The organism is Shewanella sp. FDAARGOS_354 (assembly GCF_002209245.2).
Taxonomy (GTDB): domain Bacteria; phylum Pseudomonadota; class Gammaproteobacteria; order Enterobacterales; family Shewanellaceae; genus Shewanella; species Shewanella xiamenensis.
In genome coordinates this window covers 2633259-2648554 of record NZ_CP022089.2, presented here as the reverse complement: position 1 = coordinate 2648554, position 15296 = coordinate 2633259, and the positions used below count along the sequence as shown (strand labels likewise).

16 protein-coding genes are annotated in these 15296 nt (G+C 46.0%); 10 read left to right on the top strand and 6 right to left on the bottom strand.

Features of this window, described 5'->3' with window-relative positions; all coding sequences use genetic code 11:
• The first annotated feature begins 259 nt into the window (after window positions 1-259).
• Genes CEQ32_RS11970 through nqrF form a run of 6 tightly spaced genes read left to right on the top strand, consistent with a single transcriptional unit; the run spans window position 260 to window position 6150 of the window.
• Complete coding sequence (locus CEQ32_RS11970) at window positions 260-1630, top strand: Na(+)-translocating NADH-quinone reductase subunit A (protein ID WP_088586083.1); 1371 nt, start codon at window positions 260-262, stop codon at window positions 1628-1630.
• Window positions 1630-2862, top strand: a complete 1233-nt coding sequence (locus CEQ32_RS11965; RefSeq protein ID WP_088586082.1) for an NADH:ubiquinone reductase (Na(+)-transporting) subunit B — start codon at window positions 1630-1632, stop codon at window positions 2860-2862. Before CEQ32_RS11970 ends, CEQ32_RS11965 begins: the two co-directional genes overlap by 1 nt.
• Entirely contained in the window at window positions 2852-3646 is a 795-nt protein-coding gene (locus CEQ32_RS11960) for a Na(+)-translocating NADH-quinone reductase subunit C (RefSeq protein ID WP_037414594.1), read from the top strand. Before CEQ32_RS11965 ends, CEQ32_RS11960 begins: the two co-directional genes overlap by 11 nt.
• Window positions 3643-4263, top strand: coding sequence for an NADH:ubiquinone reductase (Na(+)-transporting) subunit D (locus tag CEQ32_RS11955; RefSeq protein WP_011621547.1), 621 nt, complete (start codon window positions 3643-3645; stop codon window positions 4261-4263). The genes CEQ32_RS11960 and CEQ32_RS11955 overlap by 4 nt, the downstream gene beginning before the upstream one ends.
• A gap of 9 nt (window positions 4264-4272) precedes the next feature.
• A complete protein-coding gene (gene nqrE / locus CEQ32_RS11950; RefSeq protein ID WP_037429000.1) occupies window positions 4273-4881 on the top strand; it encodes an NADH:ubiquinone reductase (Na(+)-transporting) subunit E in 609 nt (202 codons plus the stop codon).
• Window positions 4882-4932: 51 nt separating this feature from the next.
• A complete protein-coding gene (nqrF, locus tag CEQ32_RS11945) occupies window positions 4933-6150 on the top strand; it encodes an NADH:ubiquinone reductase (Na(+)-transporting) subunit F (RefSeq protein ID WP_037429485.1) in 1218 nt (405 codons plus the stop codon).
• 101 nt (window positions 6151-6251) lie between these two features.
• Here the strand turns inward: nqrF and CEQ32_RS11940 are convergent, their stop codons facing one another.
• Genes CEQ32_RS11940 through CEQ32_RS11930 form a run of 3 tightly spaced genes read right to left on the bottom strand, consistent with a single transcriptional unit; the run spans window position 6252 to window position 7341 of the window.
• Window positions 6252-6569 carry an ankyrin repeat domain-containing protein gene (locus tag CEQ32_RS11940; protein ID WP_086024056.1) on the bottom strand — a complete coding sequence of 106 codons (318 nt, stop codon included), beginning with the start codon at window positions 6567-6569 and terminating at the stop codon, window positions 6252-6254.
• Between the two features lie 21 nt (window positions 6570-6590).
• Window positions 6591-6941 (bottom strand): hypothetical protein, encoded by a 351-nt coding sequence (locus tag CEQ32_RS11935; RefSeq protein ID WP_037429481.1) that lies wholly within the window; start codon window positions 6939-6941, stop codon window positions 6591-6593.
• A gap of 1 nt (window position 6942) precedes the next feature.
• Entirely contained in the window at window positions 6943-7341 is a 399-nt protein-coding gene (locus CEQ32_RS11930; RefSeq protein ID WP_037429479.1) for a hypothetical protein, read from the bottom strand.
• A gap of 235 nt (window positions 7342-7576) precedes the next feature.
• Between CEQ32_RS11930 and CEQ32_RS11925 the strand changes: the two genes are divergently transcribed.
• The gene (locus tag CEQ32_RS11925) at window positions 7577-8785 is read left to right on the top strand and encodes an IS4-like element IS10A family transposase (RefSeq protein WP_088585542.1); all 1209 of its coding nucleotides are present in this window, start codon (window positions 7577-7579) and stop codon (window positions 8783-8785) included.
• Window positions 8786-8954: 169 nt separating this feature from the next.
• Window positions 8955-10148, top strand: a complete 1194-nt coding sequence (locus CEQ32_RS11920; protein WP_037429477.1) for a serine hydrolase domain-containing protein — start codon at window positions 8955-8957, stop codon at window positions 10146-10148.
• A gap of 139 nt (window positions 10149-10287) precedes the next feature.
• On the opposite strand, the gene CEQ32_RS11915 is transcribed toward CEQ32_RS11920, so the two are convergent.
• The gene (locus tag CEQ32_RS11915) at window positions 10288-11460 is read right to left on the bottom strand and encodes an ankyrin repeat domain-containing protein (protein WP_226871823.1); all 1173 of its coding nucleotides are present in this window, start codon (window positions 11458-11460) and stop codon (window positions 10288-10290) included.
• Here CEQ32_RS11915 and CEQ32_RS11910 point away from each other — a divergent pair.
• Window positions 11459-12358, top strand: coding sequence for an IS982 family transposase (locus CEQ32_RS11910; RefSeq protein WP_088585327.1), 900 nt, complete (start codon window positions 11459-11461; stop codon window positions 12356-12358). The genes CEQ32_RS11915 and CEQ32_RS11910 overlap by 2 nt on opposite strands.
• Here the strand turns inward: CEQ32_RS11910 and CEQ32_RS11905 are convergent.
• Window positions 12355-13467: a hypothetical protein gene (locus CEQ32_RS11905; protein WP_226871822.1), complete on the bottom strand. Its 1113-nt coding sequence runs from the start codon at window positions 13465-13467 to the stop codon at window positions 12355-12357. The genes CEQ32_RS11910 and CEQ32_RS11905 overlap by 4 nt on opposite strands.
• Window positions 13468-13580: 113 nt before the next feature.
• Here CEQ32_RS11905 and CEQ32_RS11900 point away from each other — a divergent pair, with 113 nt between their 5' ends.
• The gene (locus tag CEQ32_RS11900; protein ID WP_001206290.1) at window positions 13581-14789 is read left to right on the top strand and encodes an IS4-like element IS10A family transposase; all 1209 of its coding nucleotides are present in this window, start codon (window positions 13581-13583) and stop codon (window positions 14787-14789) included.
• Window positions 14790-14798: 9 nt separating this feature from the next.
• Here CEQ32_RS11900 and CEQ32_RS11895 read toward each other — a convergent pair whose 3' ends face one another.
• Window positions 14799-15092 (bottom strand): hypothetical protein, encoded by a 294-nt coding sequence (locus CEQ32_RS11895; protein WP_088586081.1) that lies wholly within the window; start codon window positions 15090-15092, stop codon window positions 14799-14801.
• Window positions 15093-15296: the final 204 nt, after the last annotated feature.

The window sequence follows — 15296 nt, the reverse complement described above, 5'->3', positions numbered from 1 at the left end:
GGTCTAAGAGGGGGATTTTTGTCTGTTTTTATATAGTTAAGTTATTTCTAAAACAGTTATGACGTAATTATGAATTATTTGTTATAAAACTACATTTGAAGTTTTTGTTCAGAATCCGACTCGATCTTCATCACAAAATAATGCAATTTTACGTATATTACTTACGAAATTGCAGCGGAATGTGACGCCACTATCGGATTATCTGTTAACAAACATCTACCCTAAATTTATCTAAAAATTTTCATGGTTGATATTTGTGATGGCAGATTTTTCAAACCAAGTTATAACGATCAAAAAAGGCCTCGACTTGCCGATTTCGGGTGAGCCTAGGCCGATCATCGAACCCGGTAATAGGCCATCCCAAGTGGCCCTGTTGGGTGAGGAGTATGTTGGCTTAAAACCGACGATGTTGGTGGAAGTCGGCGATAAGGTCAAAAAAGGCCAACCTTTGTTTGAAGATAAAAAAACAAAGGGCGTACTGTTTACCGCTCCCGCCAGTGGCGAGATTGTGGCAATTAACCGTGGCGAGCGTCGAGTCTTACAATCCGTGGTGATCCGCTGCAATGGCTTAGACGCCGATGAGCAGATCCGTTTCGATATCCACACCGATTTACAGGCACTTTCTGCCGAGGTGGTTCAGGCGCAATTAGTTAACAGTGGTCTGTGGACTGCGCTGCGTACCCGTCCTTTCTCCCGTGTTCCCGCACTCGATGCCAAACCCGCAGGTATTTTCGTGACGGCGATGGATACCAATCCACTCGCCGCCGATCCTCGATTGATTATTGCCGAGCAGAGCGATGCCTTTAAGGCGGGCTTAGCGGTACTGAGTCATTTAACCGAAGGCAAGGTTTACCTCTGCCAAGATAAGGGTGAGACCTTAGTCGGCGCCGACTTACCTAAAGTGCAAGTGCGCCGTTTTACTGGGGTACATCCCGCCGGATTAGCCGGAACTCATATTCACTTTACCTTGCCCGTGAGCATTGAGCGTCAGGTATGGCACATCGGCTATCAAGATGTGATCGCCTACGGCAAGCTGTTCCAAACAGGTGAACTCTATACCGACCGCGTGGTGGCTTTAGGTGGTCCAAGTGTGCTTAATCCACGTTTACTGCGCACTCAGTTAGGGGCAGAGCTGAGCGCCTTAGTGGCCGATGAGATTAAACCCGGTAATAACCGTGTGGTGTCAGGCTCAGTGTTATCGGGCCATACCGCCCAAGGCGTACATGACTTTTTAGGCCGCTTCCACAACCAGGTATCGGTTCTCGCCGAAGATGCACAGCACCAAGTATTGCCTTGGGTGCGTGGCGGTTCGGACAAATTCTCTATCACCCGTGCGGTAACCTCCCGTTTATTTGGCCTGACTAAATCCTTCGAATTTACCACCCATCAGGGCGGCTCTCAGCGCGCCATGATGGCCTTTGGTCAGCTCGATCGCGTAATGCCGCTGGATATTTTACCCACTCTGCTAGTGCGTGACTTAGTGGTGCGAGATACCGATGAGGCGCAGGCGTTAGGCGCATTGGAGTTAGATGAAGAAGATTTGGCCCTGTGTACCTTTGTGTGCCCTGGCAAGTATGACTTCGGTAAAGAGCTACGTGCTTGTCTAGATGTTATCGAGAGGGAAGGTTAATGACGACACAACCTAAAAAACCTGATTTACAGGACGCCCCTGATTTGCAGCAAGAGTATTACGCCACGGGTAAATCGATGAAGGGCTTTGTGCGCTCATTGGTGATCGCCAGTGGTCGCAGCACTAAGGGACAAGTGCACGTACGTGACGCCATTGACGTAAAACGTACCATGACCTTAGTGGGCCTTTGTTTATTGCCTGCCATTTTATTTGGCTTATATAACGTAGGCTTACAGGCTCAGCTCGCACTAGCAAGCGGCTTAAGCACTCCAGATACCTGGAAACTCGTGCTGTTTAACGCTTTAAGCGGTGGCTTAAGTGCCGAGACAGGCGTGATTGGTTTATTCCTCTACGGCTTAAGTTTTTATCTGCCGATTTACTTAACGGCATTGCTGACAGGCCTGTTTTGGGAAGTGGTGTTTGCCAAGGTGCGTCGCCAAGAATTGCACGAAGGTTTCTTTGTCACAGCCTTGTTATTTACGCTGATTTTACCTGTTTCGATTCCGCTCTGGCTGGTGGTAATGGGGATTAGCTTTGGGGTAGTGATTGCCAAAGAGCTGTTTGGTGGTATGGGATATAACTTCCTTAACCCCGCATTAGCTGGCTTGGCCTTTATCTATTTTGCCTATCCATCTGAAGTCACAACCGTTAAGCAACTGGTTGCCGTGGATGGTTTTTCTGGCGCGACAGCCCTAGCGCAAGCCGCTGCCGGTAAGCTGCAATTTGCCGATTACGCTTGGTACAGTGCCTTTAGCGATCCTAACTGGTGGAATAATTTCTTCGGTTTTACCGTGGGCGCGATTGGTGAAACCAGCACTCTCGCTGTGTTGCTTGGTGGTTTATTGCTGCTGATCACCCGTTTAGCCGACTGGCGCATTGTGGTGGGTGTGATGCTGGGCATGATTGCCACTGCAACCTTGTTCAATGTTATTGGTTCAAGCACAAACCAGATGATGGCAATGCCTTGGACATGGCACTTAGTCACGGGCGGCTTTGCTATCGCGATGATGTTTATGGCGACCGATCCTGTCACGACCTCTTATACCCGCCAAGGCAAGTTCGCCTACGGCGCCTTGATTGGTTTTATGACAATCCTTATCCGTGTGGCTAACCCCAAAATGCCAGAAGGCGTGATGTTAGCCATCCTGTTCGCCAACCTGTGGGCACCGCTGTTCGATTATCTGGTGGCCCGTGCCAACATCAAACGGAGAGTAAAACGTCATGGTATTTAAGAAAGATACTGTGGTGGGGACCATGATCTTCACCATTACGCTCTGCCTTTTGTGCTCCTTTATGATCACCGGTACCGCAGGCGTATTAAAAGAACGCAAACTCGCGAAAAAACGCGATGAGTTACAACGTTATGTGTTGATGGCGGCCGATGTCAATTTAGGCCAAGGTAATGAGTTTAGAGAGATTTTTGCTAAATCCGTTAAGCCATTATTGATTAATCTCGACACAGGCAAAGTGGACTCTGATGCCAATGTACTCGACTTTGACGAGCGCATGGCGGCGATTAACCCTGAAACCTCAAGCGCCCCTAAAAAGGATATCGCCAAAATCAAGACCCGCGCCAACGATGCCCGCGTGTTTAAGGTGTTCGATGATAGCGGCAAATTAACCAGCGTCGTAGTGCCTTTCTACGGTAAAGGGCTATGGTCGATGATCTACGGTTACGTGGCCGTCGAGCCTGACTTTAATACTATTAAAGGCATGGTGGTTTACGAGCACGGTGAAACCCCAGGTATCGGTGACTTTGTGACTGACCCACATTGGTTATCCCTGTGGAAGGGTAAACAACTCTTTGATGAAAAAGGCAAGTTTGCGATGCGCCTCGTGAAAGGCGGTGCCAAAGAGGGTGATATCCACGGTGTTGATGCTGTGAGTGGCGCGACCATGACAGGCCGTGGCGTACAGCGCGCAATGGAGTTTTGGTTTGGCGTCGAGGGTTTCCAAACCTTCTTCAACCAATTAAAGGCATCGGCTGAGCAAGGTGAGTTGGGAGGTGCAAAATGAGCAACAGTTTATCCATGCGGGACATGCTAGCAGGCCCTGTATTTGCCAATAACCCAGTGGCGATGCAAGTGCTGGGGGTATGTTCGGCGCTGGCGGTGAGTAACTCCATGCAGACGGCCGTGGTGATGACACTGGCGGTGACCTTCGTACTGGTGTTTTCTAACCTGATTATCTCCGCCATTCGCAACTTTATCCCTAATAGTGTGCGGATTATTGCCCAGATGACGGTGATTGCCTCCTTGGTGATTATCGTCGACATGGTATTGCAGGATGTGGCTTACGAACTATCTAAGCAACTCTCTGTATTTGTTGGGTTAATTATCACTAACTGTATCATCATGGGCCGCGCCGAAGCCTTTGCGATGAAGTATCCACCGCACTTAGCTGTGGTCGATGCCGTGGGTAACGCGGCGGGTTATGGCTTGGTGCTGATCAGTGTGGCCTTTGTGCGTGAGCTGTTAGGCACGGGCAATCTATTTGGTCATAGCGTGTTGACTACGGTTGAAAACGGCGGCTGGTACTTACCTAACGAGATGTTTAAGTTGCCACCAAGCGCCTTCTTCCTGATTGGCCTGCTGATCTGGACCATTAACGTGATCCAGCGTAAACGCGGTTAAGGAGCGGATATGGAACACTATATTAATCTGTTTTTACAGGCCACATTCTTAGACAACATGGCGCTGTCGTTCTTCCTCGGTATGTGTACCTTTTTAGCCGTGTCTAAAAAGGTGTCGACCGCTTTCGGCTTAGGCGTTGCGGTTATCGTGGTGATGACCTTAGCTGTGCCCTTAAACCAACTGATCTATGCGAAGGTACTAGCACCGGGCGCATTGGCTTGGGCGGGCATGCCTGGCATCGACTTAAGTTACCTGCAACTGATCACCTTTATCGGTGTGATTGCGGCCTTAGTGCAAATCCTTGAAATGTTTTTAGATAAATACATTCCAAGCCTGTATGACTCCCTCGGGATCTTCCTGCCACTGCTCACCGTAAACTGCGCGATTTTTGCCGGGGTGATTTTTATGGCTAACCGTGATTACAACTTTGCCGAATCGGCGGTGTTTGCCATGGGTTCGGGCACGGGTTGGGCGCTGGCGATTGTGATGCTGGCAGGGCTGCGTGAGCGGATGAAGTTTCATGCGATTCCCGAAGGCTTACAGGGGATTGGTATCACCTTTATTACCACAGGGTTGATGGCACTTGGCTTTATGTCTTTCTCGGGGATCTCGCTGTAACGCGTGGCTGAGAAAGTGAAACCGCATTCTGTTTAGAAAAAGGGTTATCGAATGGAAATGGCAATAGGCATAGGCATGTTCACCCTAGTGGTGTGCCTACTGGTGATAGTAATCCTTATCGCCAAAAAGAAATTAGTGACTACCGGTGAGATCACTATCGGGATTAACGACGATGCCGAGAAAAGCATTAAAGTTGCCGCAGGCGACAAACTGCTTGGCGCCTTGGCGAGTAAGAATATTTTTATTCCCTCAGCCTGTGGCGGCGGCGGTACCTGCGGCCAGTGCCGGGTGAAAGTCAAATCGGGCGGTGGTGATATTCTGCCAACAGAACAAGGGCATATCACTAAAAAAGAAGCCAAAGAAGGCTGTCGTCTCGCCTGCCAAGTGGCGGTGAAGACCGATATGGAACTTGAGCTAGAAGAAGAAATCTTTGGCGTGAAGAAGTGGCAATGTGAGGTGATCTCAAACGATAACAAGGCCACCTTTATCAAAGAGTTACTGCTAAAACTGCCCGAAGGTGAAGACGTGCGCTTTAAGGCGGGTGGCTATATCCAAATTGAAGCGCCAGCCCATGTGGTGAAGTACGCCGATTTTGATATTCCGGCTAAGTACCGCGACGATTGGGAAAAATACGGTCTGTTCGACTTAGTCTCCACCGTTAATGAAGATGTGCTGCGCGCCTATTCAATGGCGAACTATCCCGATGAAAAGGGCCGCATTATGCTTAACGTGCGTATTGCCACGCCACCATCGGCCAATGTGCCACCGGGTAAGATGTCTTCTTACATCTTTAACCTCAAGGCGGGGGATAAGGTGACTATTTCTGGCCCATTCGGTGAGTTCTTTGTGAAGGATACCGATGCAGAAATGGTATTTATCGGCGGTGGTGCGGGCATGGCACCGATGCGCTCACATATTTTCGATCAGCTAAAGAGTAAAAAGACCAAGCGTAAGATGAGTTTTTGGTACGGTGCCCGTTCGACCCGTGAGGTGTTTTACCAACAGGATTTCGATGCATTAGCGGCTGAGAATGACAACTTTGTTTGGCATGTGGCGCTGTCGGAGCCGTTACCAGAGGATAACTGGACGGGTTACACTGGCTTTATCCATAATGTGATTTACGAAAATTACCTTAAACATCATAAGGCACCAGAGGATTGCGAGTACTACATGTGTGGTCCTCCAATTATGAACTCCTCGGTGATCCGTATGCTTGAAAGCCTAGGGGTCGAGCCTGAAAATATCCTGCTCGATGACTTTGGTGATTAAGCGGTAAGTGGTAAGTGGGATAGAAAATCGCGTTAGGCAAAGCTAGAACAGCGGAGCCTAACGCGATTTTTGTTTATAGGGCTTTTAGTTGGCTTTGATATCTAGCTAAAGGATTTACCGCCATGGTGGCTTAAATAGCTCACCATACGCTGACTTTCAGTGGTATAGCATCCCATGCGAAACTCTCCTTGCCAGTAAGCAATATCGAGCGGACGATACCCCAGCGCATTTGGATGATTCACATCGGCACCCGCATCCACTAATAGTTTGAGCAGTTCAAAAGACTGTAGATCACAGGCATGCAACAGTGCCGTCATCCCATTCTCGTCAACCCCTTGAATATCAGCGCCATTAGCAATAATGCGCTTAACCGCAAGTGTATCCTTGGCTTTAACTGCATGGATAAGTTCAGTGCTCATAGGGATATTTAACCTAATGATTTATTGGTTATTCGAGTCTTTGATGGTGCGATTTTTTGTAAAAAAAACAGCCAATAAGAATACACATAAAAGCAGAGTATAAAATGTGGTTGAATTGCCCCATATCGATTGAGTTAGAAAATCATAAGTTGGCATTGATATGTGTACCACTAGCCAAATCATGGCATCTTTATCTGCTAGATAGTCTGCCAATAGAAGTAATTCACCAAGTTTTGGGTGAAAAAAACTGATAGCACCGCGAACGATAAGAACATATGCCGTGACTATGAATATCACCGTAAACATTCTTTTTAATCGTGCAATATATAAATTTTTAATTTGCGATTGATTAATTTTCTGCTTGGTAGCCATGTCACACTTGCTTGTTAGTATTTTTATGTTCAAAGCCTCTAACAATGACATATGCGATAAGGGCAAATATAAATACGATAAGGTACATCCATGCAATACTTTGCAACGTTTCAATAATCGTCCGATAAATCTCAATAGTCCAACGTTCTAGTGTTAACTGAAGAATCTCTACATCTTTATGTCGAGCGGTAATGTAACGCTCTAAATCATAAATCCTAACGCCACCAGAGATGCCCACAACATATGTGGCAAAAATGATATATTTTTGCCAAGCGGCACTGATTGAATCTTGAATAATTCGAGAAAATATTTCGCCTAATGGTTTTTTAAAAATTGAAACAACCAGAAATGAAACAGTTATAGATAGTGCAAAGGTAATAAACAGTAATGTAAAAAACATGCTCTCTCCTTAGAACAAATATTCAAATTGAAATCTTTACCAGTCATTTAAAATCAACAACATAATCTGTTTTATGCTTACGTTCAAGCGAATAGTTATTGAGGTTGCTCTAAAGATAGGTGCCGAGTGCTGAAGAATCCCCTGATGATTTACAAATAAATCATCAAATTAGGGTGGAAGCGCATCTTGTTGCATGATCAAATGGTTTCGCCAAAAACTACACTTGGACAACAAGATGCGCGAAGCCAATATCCTACTACATTCTTTACACCAATACTGCCCAGAACTTCACCTAAAACGATTAAACAGCTTGATGCTGGCCTCTAAGGCGCTGATTGAATGTAAGACACTGACCTTGACTGAGTTAGGTCGAAATTTACCAACCACGGCCCGAACCAAGCACAACATCAAGCGCATTGATCGTTTGCTCGGCAACACGCATCTGCATCAAGAACGGTTAGCTGTCTACCAATGGCATGCCAGCCTCATCTGTTCTGGTAACCCTATGCCGATTGTGCTCGTCGATTGGTCAGACATCCGAGAGCATAAACGCATCATGGCTCTGCGCGCCTCAATAGCCTTCAACGGCCGCTCTATTACCCTGTATGAGAAGTCCTATCCCCTATCAGAACAATGCTCTAAGGCCTCCCACAACGGTTTTTTAGCGGACTTAGCCAAGATTTTACCTTTGCATGTTACCCCTCTCATCGTGACTGACGCGGGGTTCAAAGTGCCTTGGTACAAAGAGGTTGAGGCGCATGGTTGGTTTTGGCTAAGCCGTATTCGCGGTACAGTTCAATTTGCAGATATTGGCGCTGAAAATTGGCGTGCAGTTCGCAGTACACATGACTTGGCCAACGGTCAAGCGAAGAGCCTGGGTTGTAAGACCTTGACCAAAACTAACCCTATCAATTGCCATCTCACGCTTTATCGTAGCAAACCTAAGGGGCGTACAAATCAGCGTTCAACGAGGACTAATTGCCACCATCCATCGGCAAAAACGTACTCAACATCGGCGAAAGAGCCTTGGGTGTTAGCCAGCAATTTACCACCAGAATCTCGGAGCCCAAAGCAGCTGGTAAACCTGTACGCCAAACGTATGCAAATAGAGGAAACCTTTCGTGACCTCAAAAGCCCGGCATACGGCTTTGGCTTACGCCAAAGTCGTACCAACAGTCCAGAGCGATTCGACATCATCCTACTGATAGCGTTGATGGTTCAATGCCTGTTGTGGCTAGTTGGTTTACACGCACAGCAACAGGGCTGGGATAAGCATTTTCAGGCCAATACCATTGGGCATCGAACGGTACTCTCAACGATTCGCTTGGGATTGGAGGTACTCAGGCGGCCTGATTATCAAATCACGGAGAAAGAATTGCTGGCGGCCTGGGTATTATTCGCCAATCAGTTGCTCAAATATGGCTATGCTATGGCTGATTTATGAGGGGATCCTTCAGTGCCGAGTGGCAGTCAAGGTTTGTGAATGACTTTATATTAAAAACTCAATCCATACTTTGATTGCTCATCTCAAACGCCGCAACACTATGAAAACTTATGATAAGCTGGCCGCTTTCTAATCAGGCAGTATTTGCTAATTAAGTTAAGGATAACCCATGCGTTTGAGTGTTATCGGCTCCCTGCTATCGGGGTTGTTATTATTCCCAAGTGCCAATAGTGTTGGCGAGTCGCTTGAAGCTGCGATTGTGTCGGAAAGCGCGCAAGGCGGTCAGTCAGTTAAGCTTGAAAGCCAAACCGCATCTTCTGCCTCAAAGAGTGCGGAGATTAAGAGCTTAATCCAAGCCGCGATCAAGGATTCGCCGCAGCCATTGAGTGGCAGTGTTATCCTGCTTGAGCGGGGTAAGCCGCTGTTTGAATTGCAAAAGGGTGAAGGTATTAGTAAAGATTCGCGCTTTGTGATGGCATCGCTCTCTAAACAAATCACTGCAACCTTGATATTACAGGCGGTCGATGCGGGGAAACTCGATTTAACTCAAACGCTTAATCATTACCTTTTGGGTGATGCGAAGGGAGATAACAAGGCACTAAAAGCCGTTGTGGCGGGCACAAATTCAAGTGCAAACGCTTTAAATCCCGGTCGATATGATGAGCGGATTACGCTGCATCAACTGCTGACGCATACATCGGGGGTCGATAAGCTAGGTAAGGCCAATCGATTTGAGCCGGGTAGCCAATTTGAATATTCCAACTTTGGTTATTCACTGCTTGGGCAAGTGCTTGAAAAGGTCAATCACCAATCCTTTGCCGAGCAGGTGACGCAATTTGCTGCGCGATACCAGCTTAATGGCCTGAGTGCTGAGCAGGGTAGTCTTGAGGCGATTCATGCCAAAGTACCTAGCTTGGCGGTGGGATTACAGGAAAGTGAAGTGATTGCACCTGCTGAGCTGGTAATTGATGAAGCGTTATTGCCCGCTGGTGGATTAATTGCCTCGGCGGCCACTTATGCCGATTTTCAGCAGCAATTACATGCTGGCAAGTTGTTGAGTCCAGAGAGTTATCAAAGGATGACAACGGCGTATACCGAGATCCAATTTTTGTGGCCGAATATGCGTTATGGTTATGGAATAAGGATCAATAAGGACGATGGCCTCGTCGAATACAGTCATACGGGCTATTTAACTGGTTATATGTCGATGACCCTGCATTATCCCGAATTTAATTTGGACTTAGTCATGCTGGAAAATCTATCGCTAAATCTTAATGATCGCGCTCGAGTATTTGAACTGCATAATCAGATCCGCCAAATTATCCGTAGCCAGTTGCTGCTTGCTAAAGCCGCTAATGTTTAAGCCTTTGATGTTTAAGCTTTAGCTTTCGCCATTATGTTGGCTAATAGGCGGCCAATTGAGTTGATGTGAGTCTCGAAAGCATAAAGCCCCAGCGTTGGGGCTTTATGCTTGGTCTTTTTAGTTGCCAAGGTGCTAACTGCTACCAAAAGCGTTTTCTAAGTGCGGTTTCTATCTCAATATCAACCCTAAAGTATTGCAAAATCGTCCAAACGGAATCGACTAAGGCTTCGGTAAGCGCGGGGTAATCATCCTCGATAATCCCGTTAATTTCTTCGACGGTTTCATCGATATATTCCTGAACACCTTCCTCAAATTCGGCCTTTGTCGCTTGATTGCGGAAAAAGCTAAAGTTGTCGAGCTTTTCAATCAATCGTTCCACCTGCTCTTTAACCGAGTTTAACTGTTGAGCTGTGATGCTTGGATCGCTGGCTATCGGCTTAAAGAAATGCTGCACTCTGTTTTTGAGATCAAACAGCGTCGGGATTTGGCTTCTATCCACCGCCGCATCACTGACCTCTAGTCTAGTTTTTTGGGGTTGAGCGGTTTTTGGCGCCTCCACATGGGTTGTGCCACATTCAAGAGTAAGCGATGCGACTTCTGGCTTCGCTACCTTATGTTCGATAATTGTGGGGGCTGCTGGTATTTCACGCCCTAGCTTTTGTAATAGCCGACGTTGGAAATAACTTTGTGGCTGGGCTTTGCTCAGGGCTTGCTCAAGTTGTGACTCACTGTAGGGGACGATTTGCAGTAGTACTTCGAAAATCTCTTTATATTCCTGCTCCATAGTCACACTCAGCGGGCTATAACCTAAGCTGTTACTTACGGTTAAGTCGCCGCCATGTTGCTGCAACAGTCTTAAGATCCGCACCGCTGTTGATTCAAAGCGTGGAAACTCATTCGAGCTGCCGCCCATCACGGCGCAAAGGGCTGGGGTGGTGTCTTCGGCATTGATGGCATTGGGGTTAGCACCTTGCTCGAGTAACACTTCAACGCAGGACTGCGCGCCGTAATAGCAGGCGCACATCAGAGGCGTAAATTGTTCATCTACTGAGAATTCTTCAATTTTGGCTCCGTGGCGCAGTAATAGTTCCACAGTATTACGTCGCATCGGGCCTGTGATTTGATCCCACCAGTAGGTTGAAATTGCCTTGTGCAATATGGGCGAATTATCATGGCCGCAATGGGTGAAAATATCTCCGCCTTGGTTAATCAACCTGAGCTTCGGATAAGAATTTAGCTCCCAAAAGGAACTAAATGCTCGTTCCCTGATCCGATCATTCGACCAAGAGTGATTAGAAAAAGGAACGAGCATGAACAAACTAGTTGAAACTTACTGTGATGTCGATGATTTCTGTCAGTTATTTATCCCACATTGGCAACGCTTATTGCTTGATAATGGTGAAATGAAGCGTAATAGACCTTGTCGCCTTTCTCCCGCAGAAGTGATGACCATTATCATTCATTTCCATCAATCACATTACCGAGATTTCAAAAATTATTATCTGCACTATGTTTGTCGCCAGCTAAAACCCTATTTTCCAGAGTTGTTGAGCTACACTCGTTTCCTTGCATTAATGCCTAGCGTCGTTGTCCCTATGTGTAGCTATCTGACTTCAAAGCTTGGAAAGCCAACGGGAATTCAGTTTGTCGACTCCACTAAAATTGAAGTCTGTCATATTATTCGAGCGAAGCGAAATAAGGTTTTTGAAGGCATTGCCGAACATGGAAAGGGAACTATGGGCTGGTCGTTTGGATTTAAACTGCATCTTATTATCAATCACTTGGGTGAAATTGTAGCGTTAAAACTGACGAAAGGTAATGTCGATGACAGGCAACCTGTCAGTGAAATGGCTGAGTCTCTTTTTGGTAAGCTTTATGGTGATAAAGGCTATATTAGCCAAGCCCTAACAGGTGAGCTTTTGGAAAAGGGCGTTGAGTTAATCACCACAGTTCGTAAGAACATGAAGAAAAAGTTTATTTCTCTATGGGATAGAGCAATCTTAAAAAAGCGATTCATCATTGAAACAGTGAATGACCAATTGAAGAACATTTCCTATATTGAACACTCAAGACACCGCAGCGAGCATGGGTTCATGCTCAATCTACTTGGTGGATTGATTGCATATTGTTTAAAAGAAGAAAAGCCATCGTTAAATCTAACAGCTCAGGAGCTTGAACTGTTAGATAGCTCTAATTTAGTGCTGGCTTAACCAGATCTGAGGTTAATCAGCCATTCGAGAACTTGGGTTCGACAGGCGATGGCCGCAGCGGACACGTAGTTAGTGTTGTAAATATTGGTAAGGCTTAAATCGAGTCCCTTGGTGAGCAGATATTCCATCACTTGGATAAGTGTGGCTTGATCTTCCTTACCCGAACCACGTTGGCAGATAGTCAGCAAGCTTGGTTCATCCACCGCACCAAACTTTTTATTGATATCCATGCCATATTTTATGAAGAGGTCGAGAAACTCCGGTAGAAAGGTTTTCTTCTCGACCATCGGATAAACCAATAGTCTCAAGTTCGACCAGGCTAACATTTCATAGGGTTTACCCGCATTCATAAATACGGAATTTGGATCCGCGCCATATTTGAGCAACAGATCTAGAGCTTGATAGATATACTCCCGTTTATTCACATCGGTAAATTGGGCGTTATCAATAAATTGGTTGAGCACGGGGGAATGGTCGGCGTCAGGCGGTGTCATCCTATAGATGCGATTGATATCGACGGTCGCCTTAATCAATTTTTCGATAATTCTGAGGTCAAATTCTGAGGTCAATGCCGCGTAGAGCAAACTTTTCGCGTGGGAGTCGGCTTTGAGCTGCGGATAATGATCCAGCAGAAATTCAGTGTATTGCTGCGCTTTTGCGTAGACACAGAATTCGAGTAAATTGGCGTCATCCCAAAAGCTGCTATCGTTGGCCATAATATAACGAGGCTTTTTAAACTCAGGATAGCGTTTTACTAATGGCGCGAAAGCTTCTATTCCCCAAAAGTCACTGGAGAAAATAATCTCTTCTATCAGACTTAATTGACCAATATCTAAATAAAGGTCTTTGTTAATAATATGTAGGAATAGCTCTTTGCTGCGCTCTGCATAAAGGATTTCTAAGGGATGATTTAACTCGCCATTGGTCCAGAAACTCACCGAATGATTGATATCCAGCCCCTGTTCAAGCAGCAGATCTAGCATAGCGATGCGCTGATTATCTTGATAAATATACTGAGGGTTAGGGTGAAATAAGTAGTTTAACCAGCAGTTATTAAATTGATTTTGGTAGTAAAGATTTGCGCCAGCCTTGAGGTAGAGCTTTACCAACTCAGGACTGAAGAATCCCCTGATGATTTACAAATAAATCATCAAATTAGAGTGGAAGCGCATCTTGTTGCATGATCAAATGGTTTCGCTAAAAACTACACTTGGACAACAAGATGCGCGAAGCCAATATCCTACAACATTCTTTACACCAATACTGCCCAGAACTTCACCTAAAACGATTAAACAGCTTGATGCTGGCCTCTAAGGCACTGATTGAATGTAAGACACTGACCTTGACTGAGTTAGGTCGAAATTTACCAACCACGGCCCGAACCAAGCACAACATCAAGCGCATTGATCGTTTGCTCGGCAACACGCATCTGCATCAAGAACGGTTAGCTGTCTACCAATGGCATGCCAGCCTCATCTGTTCTGGTAACCCTATGCCGATTGTGCTCGTCGATTGGTCAGACATCCGAGAGCATAAACGCATCATGGCTCTGCGCGCCTCAATAGCCTTCAATGGCCGCTCTATTACCCTGTATGAGAAGTCCTATCCCCTATCAGAACAATGCTCTAAGGCCTCCCACAACGGTTTTTTAGCGGACTTAGCCAAGATTTTACCTTTGCATGTTACCCCTCTCATCGTGACTGACGCGGGGTTCAAAGTGCCTTGGTACAAAGAGGTTGAGGCGCATGGTTGGTTTTGGCTAAGCCGTATTCGCGGTACAGTTCAATTTGCAGATATTGGCGCTGAAAATTGGCGTGCAGTTCGCAGTACACATGACTTGGCCAACGGTCAAGCGAAGAGCCTGGGTTGTAAGACCTTGACCAAAACTAACCCTATCAATTGCCATCTCACGCTTTATCGTAGCAAACCTAAGGGGCGTACAAATCAGCGTTCAACGAGGACTAATTGCCACCATCCATCGGCAAAAACGTACTCAACATCGGCGAAAGAGCCTTGGGTGTTAGCCAGCAATTTACCACCAGAATCTCGGAGCCCAAAGCAGCTGGTAAACCTGTACGCCAAACGTATGCAAATAGAGGAAACCTTTCGTGACCTCAAAAGCCCGGCATACGGCTTTGGCTTACGCCAAAGTCGTACCAACAGTCCAGAGCGATTCGACATCATCCTACTGATAGCGTTGATGGTTCAATGCCTGTTGTGGCTAGTTGGTTTACACGCACAGCAACAGGGCTGGGATAAGCATTTTCAGGCCAATACCATTGGGCATCGAACGGTACTCTCAACGATTCGCTTGGGATTGGAGGTGCTCAGGCGGCCTGATTATCAAATCACGGAGAAAGAATTGCTGGCGGCCTGGGTATTATTCGCCAATCAGTTGCTCAAATATGGCTATGCTATGGCTGATTTATGAGGGGATCCTTCAGAACTCAGGATTATTAAATTCAAGCGCTGAGTGTAAGGCGCTAAAACCATTGCATTCAATTTTAGCGCCATTATCCAGCAGATATTGTATTAATTCGAGGTCGGATTCAGGGCTACGAGAAAGCGGGACTAACACATTACAGGGGGAAATATCGGGATCAATAAAATTAATATCACCGCCATTGGCGAGGTACTTATTAATTTTTTGAATTTTCTTGGCTGTAGACAGCTCGTTATTAACACATATTTCCCGCAGGGTGAGATTATTATCACCAAAAATCCAATTTAGCATGGGCTTCCCTATTTAATGCTTTAACAATAATGCAGCAAAATCATTTCAAATAAACATCATTTAACTGAATGATTTTATGTGTATTTTAATATGGTTAGCCACTAAAACTCTATGCTAATAAGGAGAATTAAAGACTGATTTTAGTTGAATAAGTGATTAACTGTGTTGGTTGGCATTGATTGCCGCTTATTATCAGGCAGGATG

Excerpts from the sequence above, each read along its gene's own strand:
- CEQ32_RS11920 (WP_037429477.1), top strand. The coding sequence starts at position 8,955 with ATGCGTTTGAGTGTTATCGGCTCCCTGCTATCGGGGTTGTTATTATTC.
- nqrF (WP_037429485.1), top strand. The coding sequence starts at position 4,933 with ATGGAAATGGCAATAGGCATAGGCATGTTCACCCTAGTGGTGTGCCTA.
- CEQ32_RS11930 (WP_037429479.1), bottom strand. The coding sequence starts at position 7,341 with ATGTTTTTTACATTACTGTTTATTACCTTTGCACTATCTATAACTGTT.
- CEQ32_RS11960 (WP_037414594.1), top strand. The coding sequence starts at position 2,852 with ATGGTATTTAAGAAAGATACTGTGGTGGGGACCATGATCTTCACCATT.
- CEQ32_RS11970 (WP_088586083.1), top strand. The coding sequence starts at position 260 with ATGGCAGATTTTTCAAACCAAGTTATAACGATCAAAAAAGGCCTCGAC.
- CEQ32_RS11900 (WP_001206290.1), top strand. The coding sequence starts at position 13,581 with ATGCGCGAAGCCAATATCCTACAACATTCTTTACACCAATACTGCCCA.
- CEQ32_RS11965 (WP_088586082.1), top strand. The coding sequence starts at position 1,630 with ATGACGACACAACCTAAAAAACCTGATTTACAGGACGCCCCTGATTTG.
- CEQ32_RS11910 (WP_088585327.1), top strand. The coding sequence starts at position 11,459 with ATGAACAAACTAGTTGAAACTTACTGTGATGTCGATGATTTCTGTCAG.
- CEQ32_RS11940 (WP_086024056.1), bottom strand. The coding sequence starts at position 6,569 with ATGAGCACTGAACTTATCCATGCAGTTAAAGCCAAGGATACACTTGCG.
- CEQ32_RS11895 (WP_088586081.1), bottom strand. The coding sequence starts at position 15,092 with ATGCTAAATTGGATTTTTGGTGATAATAATCTCACCCTGCGGGAAATA.
- CEQ32_RS11925 (WP_088585542.1), top strand. The coding sequence starts at position 7,577 with ATGCGCGAAGCCAATATCCTACTACATTCTTTACACCAATACTGCCCA.
- nqrE (WP_037429000.1), top strand. The coding sequence starts at position 4,273 with ATGGAACACTATATTAATCTGTTTTTACAGGCCACATTCTTAGACAAC.
- CEQ32_RS11935 (WP_037429481.1), bottom strand. The coding sequence starts at position 6,941 with ATGGCTACCAAGCAGAAAATTAATCAATCGCAAATTAAAAATTTATAT.
- CEQ32_RS11915 (WP_226871823.1), bottom strand. The coding sequence starts at position 11,460 with ATGCTCGTTCCTTTTTCTAATCACTCTTGGTCGAATGATCGGATCAGG.
- CEQ32_RS11955 (WP_011621547.1), top strand. The coding sequence starts at position 3,643 with ATGAGCAACAGTTTATCCATGCGGGACATGCTAGCAGGCCCTGTATTT.